A 15,910-nucleotide genomic window follows, 5' to 3' on the forward strand; every position below is an offset into this window, starting at 1 on the left:
GGAACAGCTGACGATGAACATGCACAAGCGCCTGAAACCGGTCAGACCTCCGCTGGAAGGCTACTATTCCAGAGTCATGGCGTACCTGTGCGTAGCCATTACCTACATTGCGATTGCCGTCGAAGAAGGCGTTAGCGCCCTGAACGTCTCGGTGGTGGTTTACGCGCTGCTCTTTCCCCATCTTGCTCAACTGGCGGTAGACCGACTGCGGCGTATCGAAGGCTTGCGCAGTCGCCTGGCGCTGCTTGCCCTCGACGGCTTGCATACAGGCATATTCATCACGCTAAGCCAATTCAATATAGTGCCGAGTCTGGTATTCATCATGCTGTTAAGTCTTGCCAGCATCATTGTTGGCGGGCCGCTGTATCTGATTGCAGGCTGGTTACTGACGGTCGTCGGGCTGCTGGTCGCCTCTGCCATCATTTCACCACAACCCGAACTCTACAGCGGCGCCCTGGTCAACTTCACCAGCCTGGCCAGCGGTGCGACCTTCACCGTTATCGTCGCGGCCTTCGTTTACCATCAGGGCCGCAAGCTGGAGCAGGCGCAAAAAGTGATCAGCGCAGAGCAGGAGAAGACCAGCCTGCTGGCCAGCAACCTGTCCAAATACCTGTCACCCCAGGTCTGGGAATCGATATTCGCCGGCAAGCAGTCGGTCACGCTGGAAACCCGCCGCAAGAAGCTCACCGTTTTCTTTTCCGACATTCGCGGCTTCACCGAGTTGGCGGAGGAGATGGAAGCCGAGGCGCTGACCGATCTGCTCAACAACTATCTGAACGAGATGTCGCGTATCGCCCTGCAATACGGCGGCACCATCGACAAGTTCATTGGCGACTGCGTCATGGTGTTCTTCGGCGACCCTGCCACTCAGGGCGCGAAACAGGACGCCGAAGCGGCAGTATCCATGGCGATCGCCATGCGCAAACACATGAAGGTGCTGCGCCAGCAATGGCGCAGCCAGGGTATAACCCGACCACTGGAGATCCGCATGGGTCTGAGTACCGGCTACTGCACGGTAGGCAACTTCGGTGCCGACAACCGCATGGATTACACCATCATCGGGCGTGAGGTGAATCTGGCCAGCCGTCTGGAAAATGCCGCCGAAGCCGGTGAGATCCTGATACCCCATGAGACCTGGGCACTGGTGAAGGATCTGGTCATGTGCCGGGACAAGGGTCAGGTGATGGTCAAGGGCTTCTCCAAACCGGTGCAGGTCTATCAGGTCGTCGGTCTGCGGCGCGATCTCGGGGCGGCGCCCAGTTTCGTTGAGCATGAGCTGCCTGGCTTTTCCATGTATCTGGATACCACCAATATCCGCAACTACGACAAGGACGAGGTCATCAAGGCCCTCGAGCACGCGGCGCAGAAGCTCAAGGACAAGGTTATCGTCTGATTCAGTGGCATCGGCCCGCTGAGACCCGCGTCGGAATTCCTCGAGAAGCTCACGCGCCCTTCAACGGCTCGTATACAATACGCGGCGATCCAGCTTTATCGCTTAGGCGCAGGCCCCATCATGCTCAAACGCTTCATCCTTCTTTTTCTGGTTACGCTGACCCCGCTGAGTCACGCTGAAGAATTACGCACCGGTCTGGTGCTATCTGGCGGCGGTGCCCGCGGCATGGCTCACATCGGCGTGCTGAAGCAGCTGGAAGAGTTGAATATCCCTATTCATGCCATCGCTGGCACCAGTCTAGGCGCCGTGATCGGCGGCCTCTATGCGGCGGGCTATAGTGCTGATGAACTGGAAAAGATTGCCCTGGAAACAGACTGGCAGAATGCCCTGAGCGATACGCCGCTGCGCCAGGACATCCCCTTCCGCCGCAAACAGGATGACCGCGACTTCCTGGTCAAACAGCGGCTGAGTTTCGACCGTGGTCGGCTGAGCTTCCCCCTCGGATTTCTGCAGGGCCAGAACCTGGGGCTTATTCTTGAAACCCTGTTGGTCCACACCAACGACATCGACGACTTCGATCGACTGCCGATTCCCTTTCGGGCGGTCGCCACGGACATTGCCACAGGCGAAGCGGTCATCTTCGATAAGGGTCATCTACCCCTCGCCATCCGCGCCAGTATCGCCATACCCGGTTTTTTTGCGCCGGTAACCGTTGATGGCAGGCTGCTGGTCGATGGCGTGCTATCGAAAAACGTGCCGGTGGATGTCGCCCGTGAGATGGGCGTGGATCGACTCATCGTGGTGGATATTGGTACTCCGCTGCGCTCGACCAATGAACTGGAATCCATTATCGACATCATGGATCAGACCACCACCCTGCTGACTCGCCGCAATACCGAAGAACAGCTGGCGACCCTGGGACCGCAGGATCTACTGCTGCAGCCAGAGCTGGGGGATATCGGCTTCAGCAGTTTCGCCGAGGTCGCCGATGCCATAGCGGCCGGCGAACGCAGCCTGCCCGAAACCAGCGAGGTGCTGGCCTTTGCCTCGTTGCCAGCCGTCACCCGGCCTGGTGGCAACAGGGCCAGCATCCGGCCGCAACGCCGGCCGGTAATCGACGAGATCAAGGTTATCAACAGCGGGATAGTGGCGGACCAGGTCGTACGCAACATGATCCGTCAGGAGACCGGCCAGCCGTTGAACCTCGAACGACTGGAAAAGGATATGGGCACCATCTATGGCACCGACTACTTCAGCCGGGTCAACTATGAGGTGGTACACGGTGAAGACAGCAACACGCTGCTGGTACGCACCAGCGGACGTCAGACCGGCACCGACTATCTGCGTCTCGGACTGAATCTGGAAGACGATTTCCGAGGCGGCAGTCAGTTCAATATTGGCGCCAGCTTTCGGGTCAACGGGGTGAATCCGCTGGGGGCAGAATGGCTGACGCGGCTGCAGGTGGGCGAACGTCAGCTGGTTTACAGCGAGTTCTACCAGCCGCTGGATTTCGGTTCGCGCTATTTCGTCGCGCCCTTCATCGATGCCGAATCACGCAACATCGAAGTGCTCTCCGACGGCGACCCAGTGGTCGACTACCGCCAGGTGCGTTACGGCGCAGGCTTGAATGTCGGCCGGCAGATCTCTACCCACGGTGAGGTGCGCTTCGGTATTTCCCGTTATGAAGGTGAAGCCAAGGTACGGGTCGGTGACCCGGAGCTGCGCTCCTTCAACTTTACTGAAGGCTTCTACACGCTGCAGCTCGATCGCGATACCCTGGACAACGTCAACTTCCCACGTGCCGGCGATGAGGGCCGGTTGATCTGGCGTCAATCGGAGCCGAATCTGGGTGCGGACTCCCGTTATCAGCAGCTTGAGTTCCGCTATAACAAGGCGTTCGCCAAGGGTCCGAACAGTTTCCAGCTGGGGGGATTTCTGGGTCGCACCGACAGCAATGTGAATATCGCCCAGAGCAGCTTTCTGCTGGGAGGGCCTGGCATGTTCTCGGGTTACCGTCAGAGCGGCGTGGCCGGGCAGAACTACAACCTGGCCAGAGTCGTCTACTACCGGCGCCTGAATCCGACAACCTTCCTGCCGGTAAACATGCCGATCTATCTTGGCGGCAGTTTCGAGTACGGCCGGATTTATAACAAGGAGGAAGACGGTCTGGATACGGGATATATAGGCGCTGGCAGCCTGTTGCTCGGCCTGGATACCTTCCTCGGCCCACTGTTTTTCGGCGTGGGCTCCAATCAGGAAGGCGAGAGCGCGCTGTATATGCGTCTGGGTCAGACCTTTTAGGAACCTAGCTTTTTTCTAGCCAGTAATTTCCAGCATCAGCGCCGCGCGGATGCAATGCAGGACGCCCTCCTCCACCGGCTCGTCCAGTTGTTTGGCCAGTGTGCGCACACCCGGCAAATCTTCTTCGGCGTCGTTCAGGAAGGCATCCTGAATACGCTGAAGCTGCATCGGCGGCAGATCGATCGCGTGGTGCAACTCAATCTGACCGGTACTGATTGCCTGGGCCAGTTGCATGTACACCTGCTTGACCGGCTGCCCTAGCTGCTGAGCGATCTGCTCTGCGCTCATACCTGCCAACGCCAACGTTTGCGCTTCCTGCGCTTTGTTCAGTGCGTTTTGCGCCTCGGGCGTCTTGTCCGTATCGCCAAGCATGACCTGCAGGAAATCAGCACCATAGCGCTCAAGCTTGTGCGAACCGATGCCGCTGACCAGCCCCATATCCTGCAATGACGCCGGACGCTGACGCAGCATATCCACCAGCGTCGAATCCGGGAAAATCACGTAGGGCGGCACGCCATGCGATTCGGCCAGGCGCTTGCGCAGCGCCCGCAGTTGCTCCCACAGCGGCTTGTCCGCCTCGGCGATAACCGGCTTGTCGGCGTAACGACCGGGCGTCGGTGTGGAGCGTGCAACATCCTTGCGCAATGCCAGACTCTCCTCGCCACGCAGCAAGGGTCGGCAGGCATCGGTCAGACGCAGACTGCCAAAGCCATCCAGATCGATTTCCGCCAGCCCGCGGGCAAGCAGTTGGCGGAATACCGAACGCCACTCCTGCTCAGCCACCTGTTTGCCTATCCCGTAGGTCGACAGATGCTGATGGCCTGCGGTACGGATCTTGTCGTTGTCGCGACCCAGTAGAATGTCCACCAGATGGCCGACGCCATAGCGCTGGCCGCTGCGATAAATAGTCGAAAGGGCCATGCGCGCCGCTTCGCTCCCATCCCAGGTGGCGACCTGGTCAACACAGTTGTCGCAATGACCGCAGGGATTTTCCATGTGATCGCTGAAGTAACTCAGCAGCGACTGGCGCCGGCAGGTAGTAATTTCACAGAGTGCCAACATGGCATCGAGCTTGTGGCGCTCGATGCGCTTGTGGCGCTCGTCACCGTCGGAATTGGCCAGAAACTGGTTCAGCGTCAGCACGTCCTGCAGTCCGTAGGCCATCCAGGCGTCCGCTGCCAGGCCATCACGCCCAGCACGGCCGGTTTCCTGATAGTAGGCCTCGATACTTTTTGGCAGATCCATGTGCGCCACGAAGCGTACGTTGGATTTATCAATGCCCATGCCAAAGGCGATGGTGGCGACCATAATCAGCCCCTCCTCATTGAGAAAGCGCTTCTGATTGGAGGCACGCAGTTCCGAGGCCAGCCCGGCATGATAAGGCAACGCCGGCAAGCCCTGCTCACTCAGCCAGTGGGCGGTATCTTCGACCTTCTTGCGCGACAGGCAATAGACGATGCCGGCATTACCGCGATGGGCTGACAGAAAGCTCAGCAACTGCTGGCGGGGCTTATCCTTGGCGACAATGCGATAGAAGATATTCGGCCGGTCGAATCCGGACACGAAACAGGCGGCCTGATCGAGCTTAAGCCGCTGCTGAATTTCCTGTCGGGTGCGCTCATCCGCTGTGGCGGTGAGTGCTATGCGCGGCACATTCGGGAAGAGTTCGGCCAATTGGCCGAGCTGCAGGTATTCCGGACGGAAGTCGTGCCCCCATTGCGAAACGCAGTGCGCTTCGTCGATGGCGAACAACGCTATGTCCAGGGTCTGCAAAAAATTCAGGGTGCGCGGTTTGAGCAGGCGTTCAGGCGCCAGATAAAGATATTCCAGCTCCCCCCGCCGCAGACTGTTGGCGATATCGCGCTGAGCCTGCTCATCAATGGTCGAGTTCAAAGCGGCGGCGCTAAGTCCGAGCTCCTTGAGCGTAGCGACCTGATCATCCATCAAGGCGATCAACGGCGAAACCACCACAGTCAACCCCGCGCGCAGCATGCCCGGCACCTGGTAGCACAGCGATTTGCCACCGCCGGTCGGCATCAGCACCAGCGCATCACCGCCGGTTGCCACCTGTTCGATGATGTCCGCTTGCTGTCCACGAAACTCCGAGTATCCGAAGACTTCCTGCAGCCGCTCCAACGCTTGCTCGCGCATGTTTCTCCTAGGGTCTGGCCTTTTGTAACCGAACGACGGGACTGCCTGTCGTCCTGTCGGATGCGGATTATATCAGCCCACCGCGCTACGATTGCCTACAATCGGATAGAGTCTGTCGCCGGCCAGCTAATCCGTTGGTATTAAGCGGTAGCATGAGTACAATGCCAGCACTATTAATGATGAGGTGTCCCATGTCCTTCGCTGATCAACTCGACCGCCTGCAGCAGTTTCTGGATGCGGATGATCTGCATGACGAAGCGCTCGATTATTTGGCCGGGCATGGTTTCCTGACTGCCCTGTGTATCAGCCCCGTCGAGGTTCCCGAGCAGGAATGGATTTCCGAGCTTTTTTCCGAGGAACCCAACTACAAGGACGACGCGCACAAGCAGGATATCGAAGGCACCCTGCGCCTGCTCAAGTCGCACATCAGCCGCGAGCTGGCCAGCGACGAGGATCTTGAACCACCCTGTGAGCTGTCACTGGGCGACGAGCCGGACTATTCGGATCTGCGCAGCTGGTGTGTCGGGTTCCTGGAAGGCGTCTTCCTGCGTGAAGAAGAGTGGTTCGACCAGGAGGAAGAAATCGTCAGCGAGCTGTTGCTACCAATCATGGTCGGCTCGGGCCTGTTTGATGACCAGCCGGAATTCGCTGAAATCGCCAGCGACCAGGACATGGTCGAAGACATGATGGAGCACATTCCTGAAGTGCTGACCCAACTGTTCCTGTTGTTTCACGCACCTGAAGACAAGCCCAAGCCCGCCCTGCTCGCACCGCGGCACTAAGGCCTGCACCTGTCGACTGGAACAGCTGTAACAGCTGCTCCAGCCAACAGGCTGGCGCCCATAGCTACGCTGTACCAGCCTGCGCCCTACTTCAGATCTTCCGCCCGTTGCGCCCTTCTCTGACAATTATCCGACCACTGCTGATATTGCTGACGCTGACCGCGCCAGGCCTTGCCCATGGCTGGGATATGGCGAGAATCATGCAACAGGCAGAGATCCTGCATGAGCCGGACCGCGCTGCTCGCAAGCGCCTTCAGGCGTGGAATGCCTTGATTGATCAGCACCAACAGGAAAATACTCCAGCGAAGCTGGAATCGGTTAATCGTTTTTTTAATGCTCAGCTGGTTTTTGCCGATGACATGGTGATCTGGGGCGAGACCGATTATTGGGCGACACCGGTCGAGTCACTGATCAACGGGGCTGCCGATTGTGAAGATTTCACCATCGCCAAGTACTTCAGTCTGAGAAAACTCGGCGTTCCAGACGAACAGTTGCGCCTCACCTACGTCAAGTCACTGACACTGGACCAGGCGCACATGGTGCTCAGTTTTTACCCCACGCCACTGAGCGAGCCGCTGATTCTGGATAATCTGGTCCGGCAGATACTGCCCGCTTCCCAGCGCAGCGATCTGCTGCCGGTATACAGCTTCAATGCGCAGGGGTTGTGGTTACCCGGCAAGGCAGACAACCGCCGGGTCGGATCGTCCCAGAAACTGCCCCAGTGGCGGGATCTGGCAAGGAAAATGCTAGATGAGGGCTTTGATATGCCCCTAAGGAACGGACAATGAAACCCTCTTTGGTCCGACAGCTAAGCTTGGCGATCACTCTGTTTTTGCTCATCGCCGTGGGCGGCAGTTTCATGATCACCCTCGATAATTCCCGCGACCAGCTGCGTCTGCAGCTCGGCTCACATGCCCAGGACGCCGCCACCGCGTTGGGTCTGTCCTTAGCGCCTCATATTAAAGACCAGGCGATGGTTGAGCTGATGCTCAGCGCCATTTTCGACAGTGGTCATTTTGCACGCATCAGCGTTGCTTCGTTGGATAACGGGGAGATCCTTGCCGAACGCGCCCGGGACACAGCCGAGGGATCCGCACCCGCCTGGTTCAATCGGCTGGCGGATATCCAGCCGGAGCATGGCAGCGCCGGAATCATGGACGGCTGGCGCCAGGCCGCACGGGTTGATGTGATCAGCAACCCGCAGCCCGCCCTCACCAGCTTCTGGCATAGCGCCCTGAGCATTCTGGCCTGGCTGTGCCTGTGCGCCGTCATGTGCGGGGTGTTGTGTACCGTTCTGCTGAGGCGCCAACTGCAGCCTCTGCATGGGATTGTCCTGCAGGCCCAGGCGATCGGCCGCCGCGATTATCAAATTAACGCCGACGTTCCGCGCACCACTGAGCTCCAGCCGGTGGCCGCCGCCATGAATCAGATGGCGCAACGCTTGAAAACGCTCTTTGCGCAGGAGTCAGCGCGCACCGAAGAATACCGTCGCCAGGCCTATCACGACCCCCTGACCGGGTTGCCGAACAGAGCTGCTTTCGGTCAGGCGCTGGCAGATGCGATCAATGGGGAAGCACCAGCCGGTCACGTGATTGCGCTGCGCTTACAGAATCTGGAGAGCATCAATCAACAATCGGGCGCTGAACAGGCCGATGCGCTGTTGCAGCTGATCGCTGCGCCACTGCAACGCTGGCAGACAGAGCATCCCGCCTGGCTTTGCAGCCGGTCGCGCGGCGGGGAGTTTATGGTGCTGGCGCCGGATACCACTCAGGCAGAACTGCAGCCCTGCGTGCAGGAACTCACTGAAGTGGTGGCGGAGCTCTTTCCGCACATCCCAGCTAACGCCGAACCGATAGCGATTGGCACGGCCGCCTTCCAGTCAGGAGACACTACCCAGACGGTGCTGAGCCGAATTGCCCAGGCGCTGACAGAATCCCGATGGGTGGCCGGTCAGCTTCAGCCCAGTCACGTTATGGCGACCGCTTCCGCGCCGGCCGCGGCCGACGAACATGCATGGCAGGTCCGCCTCAATAAGGCTATTACCCACAAGACATTGCATGCCCTGTTCCAGCCTGTTTTCAAGGCCGGGACGCCAACATCGGTGCTCCATCACAAGCTTCTCGTGCGCCTGCCTGAAACCGACGGTTCCATGCTCCCCGCCGCAGGTTTCTTGCCCTGGATCAGACGGCTCGGACTCTCAGAATCCTTCGACCTCTGCGTGCTCGAACTGGCCGCCAAGCAGCTTGCAGCGCATGCCCAACCACTGGCGATCAGCATCACGCCCGAGACGTTGGGTACCTCTCAGAGCAGGCAACGGTTCTGCAATGCGCTGGCGCAATATTCCCTGGCAAAAAACCTGCTGAGTATCGAGGTCGACGCGCGGTACCACGCGGACGACGCTGTCTTGCGCGAATTCGCCCGGGATATTGCGCAGGCTGGCGGCAGGTTGGCCTTGCAACACTTTGGCCACACGCCAGCGGTGTTGGGCGCATTGCAGTCTGCCAACCTGCAGTATCTGAAGATTGATAGCAGCTTCAGCCGCGACCTGGACCTGGAGCCCGATAAGGCGTTGTATCTGGAAATGCTCATCCGGATGGTCGCGCACCTGCAGCTGCCAATCATCGCCGAGCAGGTGCAAAGCCCTGGTGAGCTGGAGGCACTGCAAGCGCTTGGTTTCGACGGGGTGCAGGGGCATGTGCTGGCAGAGCCAGCTGCCTGGCCATTGCCAAAAACGCCTGTCTCAGGGTAACGGGAAACCTGCCATGCGCCAGCAGTCGCTGGCGTCAACCAGCATGTGAATCAGTAACCCCAGACCCACTAGCCGGGTCACGCTCCAGAGGGACAGCAGCAGGTAGCCGGTAATGGCCGTGTAGCTATGCAGTGGGTGGAAGCCGATTGAACAGCGGTCAGCAGCAAAAATGGGGTCAGCCAACAGATGATCAACATCCACCAGCATGGTCAGCACCATGATTGCCCAGGCCTTGGCCCATTGCCCGCGAAAACACACCAGGGCAACAGCCAGCGGAACCAGCACGTGCAGCGCGAGGTGAATCCCCGTGGCTAGCATGCGTTAGCAGTGTCCCGGCCGGCCGCAAGCCAGCGCTCGAACAAGGGCAGCACGGCATCGGCCGCCTGATATCCATTGGTCAGTAGCGCCAGCGCCCCGTCCCGCTGAGCCAGTAACGTCGGAAATCCAGCTATCCCCAGATCACGCGTCCAGGAAATGTCAGCGGCGAGCGCGGCGCGGGTCATCTCTGCATCGTAAGCCTGACAGAACGCCTTGCGGTCATAACCAGCCTGCTCCGCCAGATCCATCAGGATCGGAACCAGACCAACATCGGCCGCCTGGGTATAGAAAGCCGATTGAATAAGGCTGATCAGGGACCATAGCCGATCGATATCCAGCTCCCGGCCCACTATCAATGCCCGGCACACTGGCTCAGTGTTGTAGCGGAATCCAGTTGGAAGATCATCAGGCGTGGCGAATGGTTGACCCGAGACGGCCGCCACAGCCTGCCAATGCTCGGCCAGTGCCGCCCTAGCGCTGTCATTCAGGGTCTCGCCCCGGCCGGGACGAAGCCCGCCGGCGACCAGATGAACGGGCAGATCCGGGGCAAGCTCCTGGATCTGCTCGATCACCGGCGCAAAACCCCAGCACCAGGAGCACATCGGGTCCATTACGTAAATCAGGCGCGGGGACATGGCTATCTCCATCGGAACAGGTAGGCCTGTGGCAACCGCCTCAGGCATGGCAGCTTATGTCGTCCAGCAAAATGACTGCAAGCGGTGCTCAGGATTCCCGGGCATTGGGAGACGCCTGCTCCTGCGGCAACCCGATGGGATGCGGCTGGTTACGTAGCCGCGCCAGATGAATCTGACGCTGGCGTTCTTCGGCCCGACGCCGGGATTTCTCCGGCAGGCTGTCGTAGCACAGCGGGCAGCTGACGCCCTCTTCGTACTGGGGAGAGGCCTTCTCTTCGGCGGAGATCGGATGACGGCAGGCGTGGCACTGATCGTAGGAGCCCGGCGCCAGATCGTGACGTACAGTTACCCGGTTATCGAAAACGAAGCACTCACCGTTCCACTTGCTCTGCTGCGCGGGGACTTCCTCGAAGTACTTGAGAATGCCGCCTTTCAAATGAAACACCTCATCGAAACCCTGCTGCAGCATATAGCTGGACGCCTTCTCACAACGGATGCCGCCGGTACAGAACATCGCCACCTTCTTGTGCCGGGTCGGATCAAAATGCTGTTTCACGTACTCAGGAAACTCGCGGAAGGTCTTGGTCTCAGGATCAATCGCACCCTCGAAGGTGCCGATTGATACCTCGTAATCATTGCGGGTATCCACCAGCAATACCTCAGGATCGCTGATCAACGCATTCCAGTCCTGCGCCTCAACATAGGTGCCGACCTTCTCGTTGGGGCTGACGCCGGGTACGCCGAGGGTCACGATCTCTTTCTTCAGCTTGACCTTGGTCCGGTAGAACGGCATGTCCTCGCAGACTGACTCCTTGTGATCCAGATCGCTGAGGCGGGGATCGCTGCGCAGCCAGTCCAGCACCGCATCCATACCTTCACGGGAGCCGGCGATAGTGCCGTTAATCCCTTCGCGGGCGAGCAGAAGCGTACCTTTCACGCCGTGGCGTGTGAGGGTTTCCAGAAGGGGCTGACGGAGATCTTCATAATTTTCAAGCGTGACGAACTTGTACAGCGCCACAACAACAACCTGGGACATGCGTGCCTCGTGTATTCAGTAGTCGCCCACGTAAAGGGCGTACCGGGTTCGGGGCGCCGATTCTAGCAAAGATGCCGCCCCTGCGGAATCGGCGTAGCGCATGCGCGCTACACTCTCGGGCGGATCAGCCCTTGTCTGCCTTGCTTCCGCCCATGCAATTCGGTGAGGCCGGGGCCTGCTGCCGCGCAGCCCACTCCCCTGGGCTATAGGTATGCAGCGCCAGCGCATGGATCCGCTGCATCAAATCACCCAGGCTGCGGTACACCATCTGGTGCCGCTTGACGGCATTCAGGCCCTCGAATTCGGCGCTGACGATCACCGCCTTGAAGTGCGACTCCGAACCCGGCGGAACGCTATGCATATGGCTTTCGTTGGTCAGTTCCAGATGTTCCGGTGCCAGGCTCTGCATGGCCTGCTCGAGTGCGACGAGTGTGCTGCCCATTGTATTTCTCCTGTCTGGTATCGGGCAGAGTCTAACTGGCTTAAGGCTGCTCCGTCTGCTCGTCCAGCACTGCCTCCTCCATCTGGTCTATCAGAAGCTCGATACGCGGGGCCACCCGCTCTTCCACCCGATTGCGGGTAACCGCCATGGACTGGTAGGTGAGTTCCGGCAGATAGAACATTAACTTGGTGCCGACCTTGGACTCGTAGAACTCGGATAACCTGTCCAGTTCCTGTTCGGTGAACACCGCGGTATACAGCCCAACCACCTCGTCGCGCATCGCCTCCCAGGCCAGCTCCTTGTCCAGTTCCAGCTTGGCCTTCTGCTGATAACTGCGCAGCACGTGCTCCGATTGCATCGAGCCGCCCATACGGACAAATTGCGCGGCCATCAAATCATCAACCTGTTCGTATACCGTATTGGTCATGCTTTCGGCCTTCGCCAGCTTGAGGAAGCGTTCGGCGCTGGCGCGATGCGACACATCGTCGGCTGCCGCAACCGACACCAGGCCCATCAAGCAAACCCAACCGATAACGAATGCGCGCATGATGTGTCCCACACATAGGAGAGTAAGGGTAACTTCTATACTGGCAGTCATATTGAATATTCACCACCCGCGGAGGGTCAGATGAAAACGCGTACAGAATCAGACAGCATGGGCGACATCGAGGTGCCCGCCGACCGTTATTGGGGCGCGCAGACCCAGCGCTCGCTGCAAAATTTTGCTATCGGGGAGGAGCGCATGGCGCCCGCGGTGGTGCACGCCCTGGCACTGATCAAAAAGGCCGCAGCGCGCTGCAACCGGCAGCTCGGCAACTTGGACGAGCGAGTAGCAGAGTTGATCGAGCAGGCCGCAGATGACGTGCTGGACGGACGATTGAGCGAGCACTTTCCATTGTCAGTCTGGCAAACCGGCAGCGGCACGCAGAGCAACATGAACATCAATGAAGTGATCGCCAACCGCGCAAACGAGCTCGCAGGCCAGCCCCTGGCCGGCAAACAGCCAGTGCATCCGAATGATCATGTGAACAAGTCACAGAGCTCCAACGACACCTTCCCCAGCGCCATGCACATCGCTGCAGCACTCCAGACCCGTCAACAGCTGATACCCGCGGTCACTGCCCTGCGCGACGAACTCCACACGCAAGCTGAACGTCATGCACGGCTGATCAAGATCGGTCGCACGCACATGATGGATGCCACGCCTGTGACCTTAGGTCAGGAATTATCCGCGTTCGTGGCGCAGCTGGACATGGGTTTGCACGCCATCGACTCGGCGTTACCCCAGGTCTATGCACTGGCGCAAGGCGGCACAGCGGTGGGCACCGGCCTGAATACCCCGGCGCGATTCGCAGCACTCTTTGCCGAGGAAATCGCCAGCCTCAGCGGACTGCCCTTCACCAGCGCGGACAACAAGTTTGCAGCGCTCGCCGGTCATGAGCCGCTGGTTCAGCTGCATGCGGCGTGCAAGCAGCTGGCGGTCACGCTGATGAAACTCGCCAATGATTTCCGCCTGCTGGGCAGCGGCCCGCGTGCCGGATTTGCCGAACTGCGCCTGCCCGCCAACGAGCCGGGCAGCTCGATCATGCCGGGCAAGGTCAATCCCACGCAGTGCGAAGCGCTGTCCATGATCGCCTGCCAGGTACAAGGCAACGATGTCACTCTTGGTATCGCCGCAAGCAACGGCCAGTTGCAGTTGAATGTCTTTAAACCGGTGATCATTCATACCCTTCTGCAATCGATCCGACTGCTCACGGACGGTTGCGACAGCTTCCGCCGCAACTGCCTGGAAGGCATGGAGCCCGACGAACAACGCATGCGAGAACATCTGGACAACAGTCTGATGCTGGTGACCGTGCTGAATCCGGTGATTGGTTACGACAAGGCGGCGGACATTGCCAAGAAAGCCTACAAGGAAGGCACCACACTCAAGCAAGCAGCGCTGCAACTGAGCTATCTAGACGAGAAAGCGTTCGACGAAGCGGTGCGGCCGGAGCAGATGCTCGGCGACCACACCCGAACGTAACCCTAGGAGGTTGGTGGCGGCGTAACGGCCAATCGGCGCAAACGGCGGTTCTTCAGCTTCTGGATCAGGCTCGGCGCCAGGGCAATGAGGGCCGAGCCGCCGACGACCAGCAAGGCGCCAAGGTAAGCCAGGCTGTTCAATAGCTCGGGCTGGATCACGCCAGGCCAGATCATCGCGCCGAGCGCCACCATACTGAAGGTAAACAACGGTGTAGTGGCTATCGTGGCGCTGACTCTTGAAGCCTCCCAATGGCTCAGCGCTTCAGCGAAGGCCCCGTAGGCAATCAAGGTATTCAGACAGCAGCCAAGCAGCAGCCAGAGCTGCAGGGTGCTCAACTCCAGCACCTGCAACGGCGACGCCAGCGGAAAGATCAAGACCGCGCAGGCCAGATAGATGACCATCATCACTGTCACCGATGACCACACGGTTAGCAGCTGCTTTTGCGCCAACCCATACAGCGCCCAGGTAAAGGCAGCGCCAAGCGTAAGTATGATGCCCAAGGTGTAACTACTCAGTTGGGTAAACAGCTCTTCCAATCGCTGATTGAAAAACAGCACGAACCCGAGAGACAGTGTGATCAGGCCTATGACCTGACCCACGCCGAATCGCTCCTTGAAGATCACCATGCTGCCCACCATCAACATGATTGGCGCTATCTGGATCATCAACTGCATGGTGCCAGGCGTGAGTCGGCTCAAGCCCATCACGTACAGAACGTAATTGAACGCCAAGCCAAGAACTGCCACCACCAATATCCAGCGGTTAGTGACCGATAGTGCCCGAATAGAGGGTAATCGACCCTGCGCTGCCAACCAGATGAACAGTACCAGACCCGCAGTGCCCATCCTGAACCAGGTCACCGTGAAGGCATCCATGCCCTGCAATACCTCTTTGAGCATGATCGGCAACACACCCCACAGGGTGGTGGTAGTCAACGCGAGAACAAAACCGTACAACCAGCGACCGGAGGAAACGTGCATGGGACACTCGGATAAACAGACAGGGAGGAAATTTCCCGGCCATTCTAACCCTCTGCGTCGCGCCCTGACAGTCACATCTGGCTGCGCAACCGCCCCGGTCGAGGTCCCGTGTCAACTCATATAGCAGCCTGCTAGGCTTGTATGAGATCTCGGTCGCGACTGATCAAGACGCTGACATTCACCTGGAGAAGAAACCATGAGCACCCTCGCTGAAGAATCCCTCGCCAGCGGCGATAAGAACGTACTCGATGACGCCGCCCTGAAATCTTTACTGGCCAATCTCGAGGGTTGGACGCTGAACCAGGCGCCCGACGTTCCGCGCATCGAAAAGGTTTTCAAATTCCCGGATTTTGCCAGCGCTCTGGCGTTTACCAACCGCGTCGGAGAACTGGCGGAGCAGGAAAATCATCATCCGGCCCTGCTGACCGAGTGGGGCAAGGTGACGGTGAGCTGGTGGACGCACAGTCAGGGCGGTGTCCTTCGCAACGACGTGATCATGGCCGCGCGGACTGATCGGCTGAAGGAGGGATGAGTTTCAAAACACCTCAAGCAATGCAGTTATTTGTTTGGTTGAGTTCCGGAGTCAGCTGTTGCGAGCCGACAGCGCTGCGCCGACACGCTGCAAGTACATCCTTGTAAGCTCGCCGATGACATCCCTGTCATCGCACGGTCGGCTCAGCCCTATCGTCCCGCTTCGCATGAACATTGGCGTTGCCTGAAAGGAAAGCCAAAGCCAAAAGCGGTTTTAAATCTCTGCCTCACACCAGTGGTCATCAAGTCCGCCGGCTGTCAAGGTGGAGCAAGTGTTGAAAACAGGGATGTTTTCGCCAAGCCCCCAGGGATGGGTTCACGGCGTCTTGCGTAATCCTTACAGCCGGCGGGCGACCTGCTCTGGCCATCGACGGAAACACACGCGATCTCAAACAGGCAACCCTGTCAGCCAGCAGGAGAGATCCCAGCTAATCCAGACGACCGAAAAGCATCCCCCATGCAGAACCACTGAACAGCTGCGAAACGAGCAGTTCCGATATTTGACCTGGCGCACTTCGGGAAGCGACATAACGCGCATTCCTTGTAACAAAACCGTCTAACCCGAC

14 protein-coding genes are annotated in these 15,910 nt (G+C 59.0%); 7 read left to right on the plus strand and 7 right to left on the minus strand.

Features of this window, described 5'->3' with window-relative positions; all coding sequences use genetic code 11:
* Window positions 1-13 precede the first annotated feature (13 nt).
* Both FHK95_RS04815 and FHK95_RS04820 read left to right on the plus strand, forming a co-directional pair.
* Complete coding sequence (locus FHK95_RS04815; protein WP_150303609.1) at window positions 14-1,393, plus strand: adenylate/guanylate cyclase domain-containing protein; 1,380 nt, start codon at window positions 14-16, stop codon at window positions 1,391-1,393.
* A 120-nt stretch (window positions 1,394-1,513) separates the two neighbouring features.
* Entirely contained in the window at window positions 1,514-3,694 is a 2,181-nt protein-coding gene (locus FHK95_RS04820) for a patatin-like phospholipase family protein (RefSeq protein WP_150303474.1), read from the plus strand.
* 15 nt (window positions 3,695-3,709) lie between these two features.
* On the opposite strand, the gene recQ is transcribed toward FHK95_RS04820, so the two are convergent.
* Complete coding sequence (gene recQ / locus FHK95_RS04825) at window positions 3,710-5,845, minus strand: DNA helicase RecQ (RefSeq protein WP_150303475.1); 2,136 nt, start codon at window positions 5,843-5,845, stop codon at window positions 3,710-3,712.
* 191 nt (window positions 5,846-6,036) lie between these two features.
* On the opposite strand from recQ, the gene FHK95_RS04830 reads away from it, so the two are divergent.
* The 3 genes from FHK95_RS04830 to FHK95_RS04840 all read left to right on the plus strand — a co-directional run bounded on the left by FHK95_RS04830 (window position 6,037) and on the right by FHK95_RS04840 (window position 9,376).
* On the plus strand, window positions 6,037-6,627 hold the full coding sequence (locus FHK95_RS04830; protein WP_150303476.1) for a YecA/YgfB family protein: 591 nt from the start codon (window positions 6,037-6,039) through the stop codon (window positions 6,625-6,627).
* Between the two features lie 200 nt (window positions 6,628-6,827).
* Window positions 6,828-7,415 carry a transglutaminase-like cysteine peptidase gene (locus tag FHK95_RS04835; RefSeq protein ID WP_235906717.1) on the plus strand — a complete coding sequence of 196 codons (588 nt, stop codon included), beginning with the start codon at window positions 6,828-6,830 and terminating at the stop codon, window positions 7,413-7,415.
* Window positions 7,412-9,376, plus strand: a complete 1,965-nt coding sequence (locus tag FHK95_RS04840) for a bifunctional diguanylate cyclase/phosphodiesterase (protein WP_150303478.1) — start codon at window positions 7,412-7,414, stop codon at window positions 9,374-9,376. Before FHK95_RS04835 ends, FHK95_RS04840 begins: the two co-directional genes overlap by 4 nt.
* Here FHK95_RS04840 and FHK95_RS04845 read toward each other — a convergent pair.
* The 5 genes from FHK95_RS04845 to FHK95_RS04865 all read right to left on the minus strand — a co-directional run bounded on the left by FHK95_RS04845 (window position 9,368) and on the right by FHK95_RS04865 (window position 12,354).
* Entirely contained in the window at window positions 9,368-9,694 is a 327-nt protein-coding gene (locus FHK95_RS04845; protein WP_150303479.1) for a DUF6122 family protein, read from the minus strand. The two genes, FHK95_RS04840 and FHK95_RS04845, sit on opposite strands and share 9 nt — an antisense overlap.
* On the minus strand, window positions 9,688-10,329 hold the full coding sequence (locus FHK95_RS04850; RefSeq protein WP_150303480.1) for a DsbA family protein: 642 nt from the start codon (window positions 10,327-10,329) through the stop codon (window positions 9,688-9,690). Before FHK95_RS04850 ends, FHK95_RS04845 begins: the two co-directional genes overlap by 7 nt.
* 88 nt (window positions 10,330-10,417) lie before the next feature.
* The gene (gene trhO / locus FHK95_RS04855) at window positions 10,418-11,365 is read right to left on the minus strand and encodes an oxygen-dependent tRNA uridine(34) hydroxylase TrhO (protein ID WP_150303481.1); all 948 of its coding nucleotides are present in this window, start codon (window positions 11,363-11,365) and stop codon (window positions 10,418-10,420) included.
* A 124-nt stretch (window positions 11,366-11,489) separates the two neighbouring features.
* Window positions 11,490-11,807 (minus strand): BolA family protein, encoded by a 318-nt coding sequence (locus tag FHK95_RS04860; RefSeq protein ID WP_150303482.1) that lies wholly within the window; start codon window positions 11,805-11,807, stop codon window positions 11,490-11,492.
* A gap of 40 nt (window positions 11,808-11,847) precedes the next feature.
* Window positions 11,848-12,354, minus strand: a complete 507-nt coding sequence (locus FHK95_RS04865; RefSeq protein WP_178114714.1) for a DUF2059 domain-containing protein — start codon at window positions 12,352-12,354, stop codon at window positions 11,848-11,850.
* 81 nt (window positions 12,355-12,435) lie between these two features.
* Between FHK95_RS04865 and fumC the strand changes: the two genes are divergently transcribed.
* Window positions 12,436-13,833, plus strand: a complete 1,398-nt coding sequence (gene fumC, locus FHK95_RS04870; RefSeq protein WP_150303484.1) for a class II fumarate hydratase — start codon at window positions 12,436-12,438, stop codon at window positions 13,831-13,833.
* A gap of 2 nt (window positions 13,834-13,835) precedes the next feature.
* Here fumC and FHK95_RS04875 read toward each other — a convergent pair whose 3' ends face one another.
* Entirely contained in the window at window positions 13,836-14,813 is a 978-nt protein-coding gene (locus FHK95_RS04875; RefSeq protein ID WP_150303485.1) for a DMT family transporter, read from the minus strand.
* 196 nt (window positions 14,814-15,009) lie between these two features.
* Here FHK95_RS04875 and FHK95_RS04880 point away from each other — a divergent pair, with 196 nt between their 5' ends.
* A complete protein-coding gene (locus FHK95_RS04880; protein ID WP_150303486.1) occupies window positions 15,010-15,345 on the plus strand; it encodes a 4a-hydroxytetrahydrobiopterin dehydratase in 336 nt (111 codons plus the stop codon).
* Window positions 15,346-15,910: the final 565 nt, after the last annotated feature.

Source organism: Pseudomonas saliphila, assembly GCF_008638345.1.
In the GTDB taxonomy this organism is placed as follows: Bacteria; Pseudomonadota; Gammaproteobacteria; order Pseudomonadales; family Pseudomonadaceae; genus Halopseudomonas; species Halopseudomonas saliphila.

Bases quoted from the DNA above. Each gene is read 5' to 3' on its own strand.
- FHK95_RS04850 (WP_150303480.1), bottom strand. From the start codon at position 10,329: ATGTCCCCGCGCCTGATTTACGTAATGGACCCGATGTGCTCCTGGTGC.
- FHK95_RS04835 (WP_235906717.1), top strand. From the start codon at position 6,828: ATGCAACAGGCAGAGATCCTGCATGAGCCGGACCGCGCTGCTCGCAAG.
- FHK95_RS04830 (WP_150303476.1), top strand. From the start codon at position 6,037: ATGTCCTTCGCTGATCAACTCGACCGCCTGCAGCAGTTTCTGGATGCG.
- FHK95_RS04860 (WP_150303482.1), bottom strand. From the start codon at position 11,807: ATGGGCAGCACACTCGTCGCACTCGAGCAGGCCATGCAGAGCCTGGCA.
- FHK95_RS04865 (WP_178114714.1), bottom strand. From the start codon at position 12,354: ATGCGCGCATTCGTTATCGGTTGGGTTTGCTTGATGGGCCTGGTGTCG.
- trhO (WP_150303481.1), bottom strand. From the start codon at position 11,365: ATGTCCCAGGTTGTTGTTGTGGCGCTGTACAAGTTCGTCACGCTTGAA.
- FHK95_RS04815 (WP_150303609.1), top strand. From the start codon at position 14: ATGAACATGCACAAGCGCCTGAAACCGGTCAGACCTCCGCTGGAAGGC.
- FHK95_RS04875 (WP_150303485.1), bottom strand. From the start codon at position 14,813: ATGCACGTTTCCTCCGGTCGCTGGTTGTACGGTTTTGTTCTCGCGTTG.
- FHK95_RS04845 (WP_150303479.1), bottom strand. From the start codon at position 9,694: ATGCTAGCCACGGGGATTCACCTCGCGCTGCACGTGCTGGTTCCGCTG.
- FHK95_RS04880 (WP_150303486.1), top strand. From the start codon at position 15,010: ATGAGCACCCTCGCTGAAGAATCCCTCGCCAGCGGCGATAAGAACGTA.
- fumC (WP_150303484.1), top strand. From the start codon at position 12,436: ATGAAAACGCGTACAGAATCAGACAGCATGGGCGACATCGAGGTGCCC.
- FHK95_RS04820 (WP_150303474.1), top strand. From the start codon at position 1,514: ATGCTCAAACGCTTCATCCTTCTTTTTCTGGTTACGCTGACCCCGCTG.
- FHK95_RS04840 (WP_150303478.1), top strand. From the start codon at position 7,412: ATGAAACCCTCTTTGGTCCGACAGCTAAGCTTGGCGATCACTCTGTTT.
- recQ (WP_150303475.1), bottom strand. From the start codon at position 5,845: ATGCGCGAGCAAGCGTTGGAGCGGCTGCAGGAAGTCTTCGGATACTCG.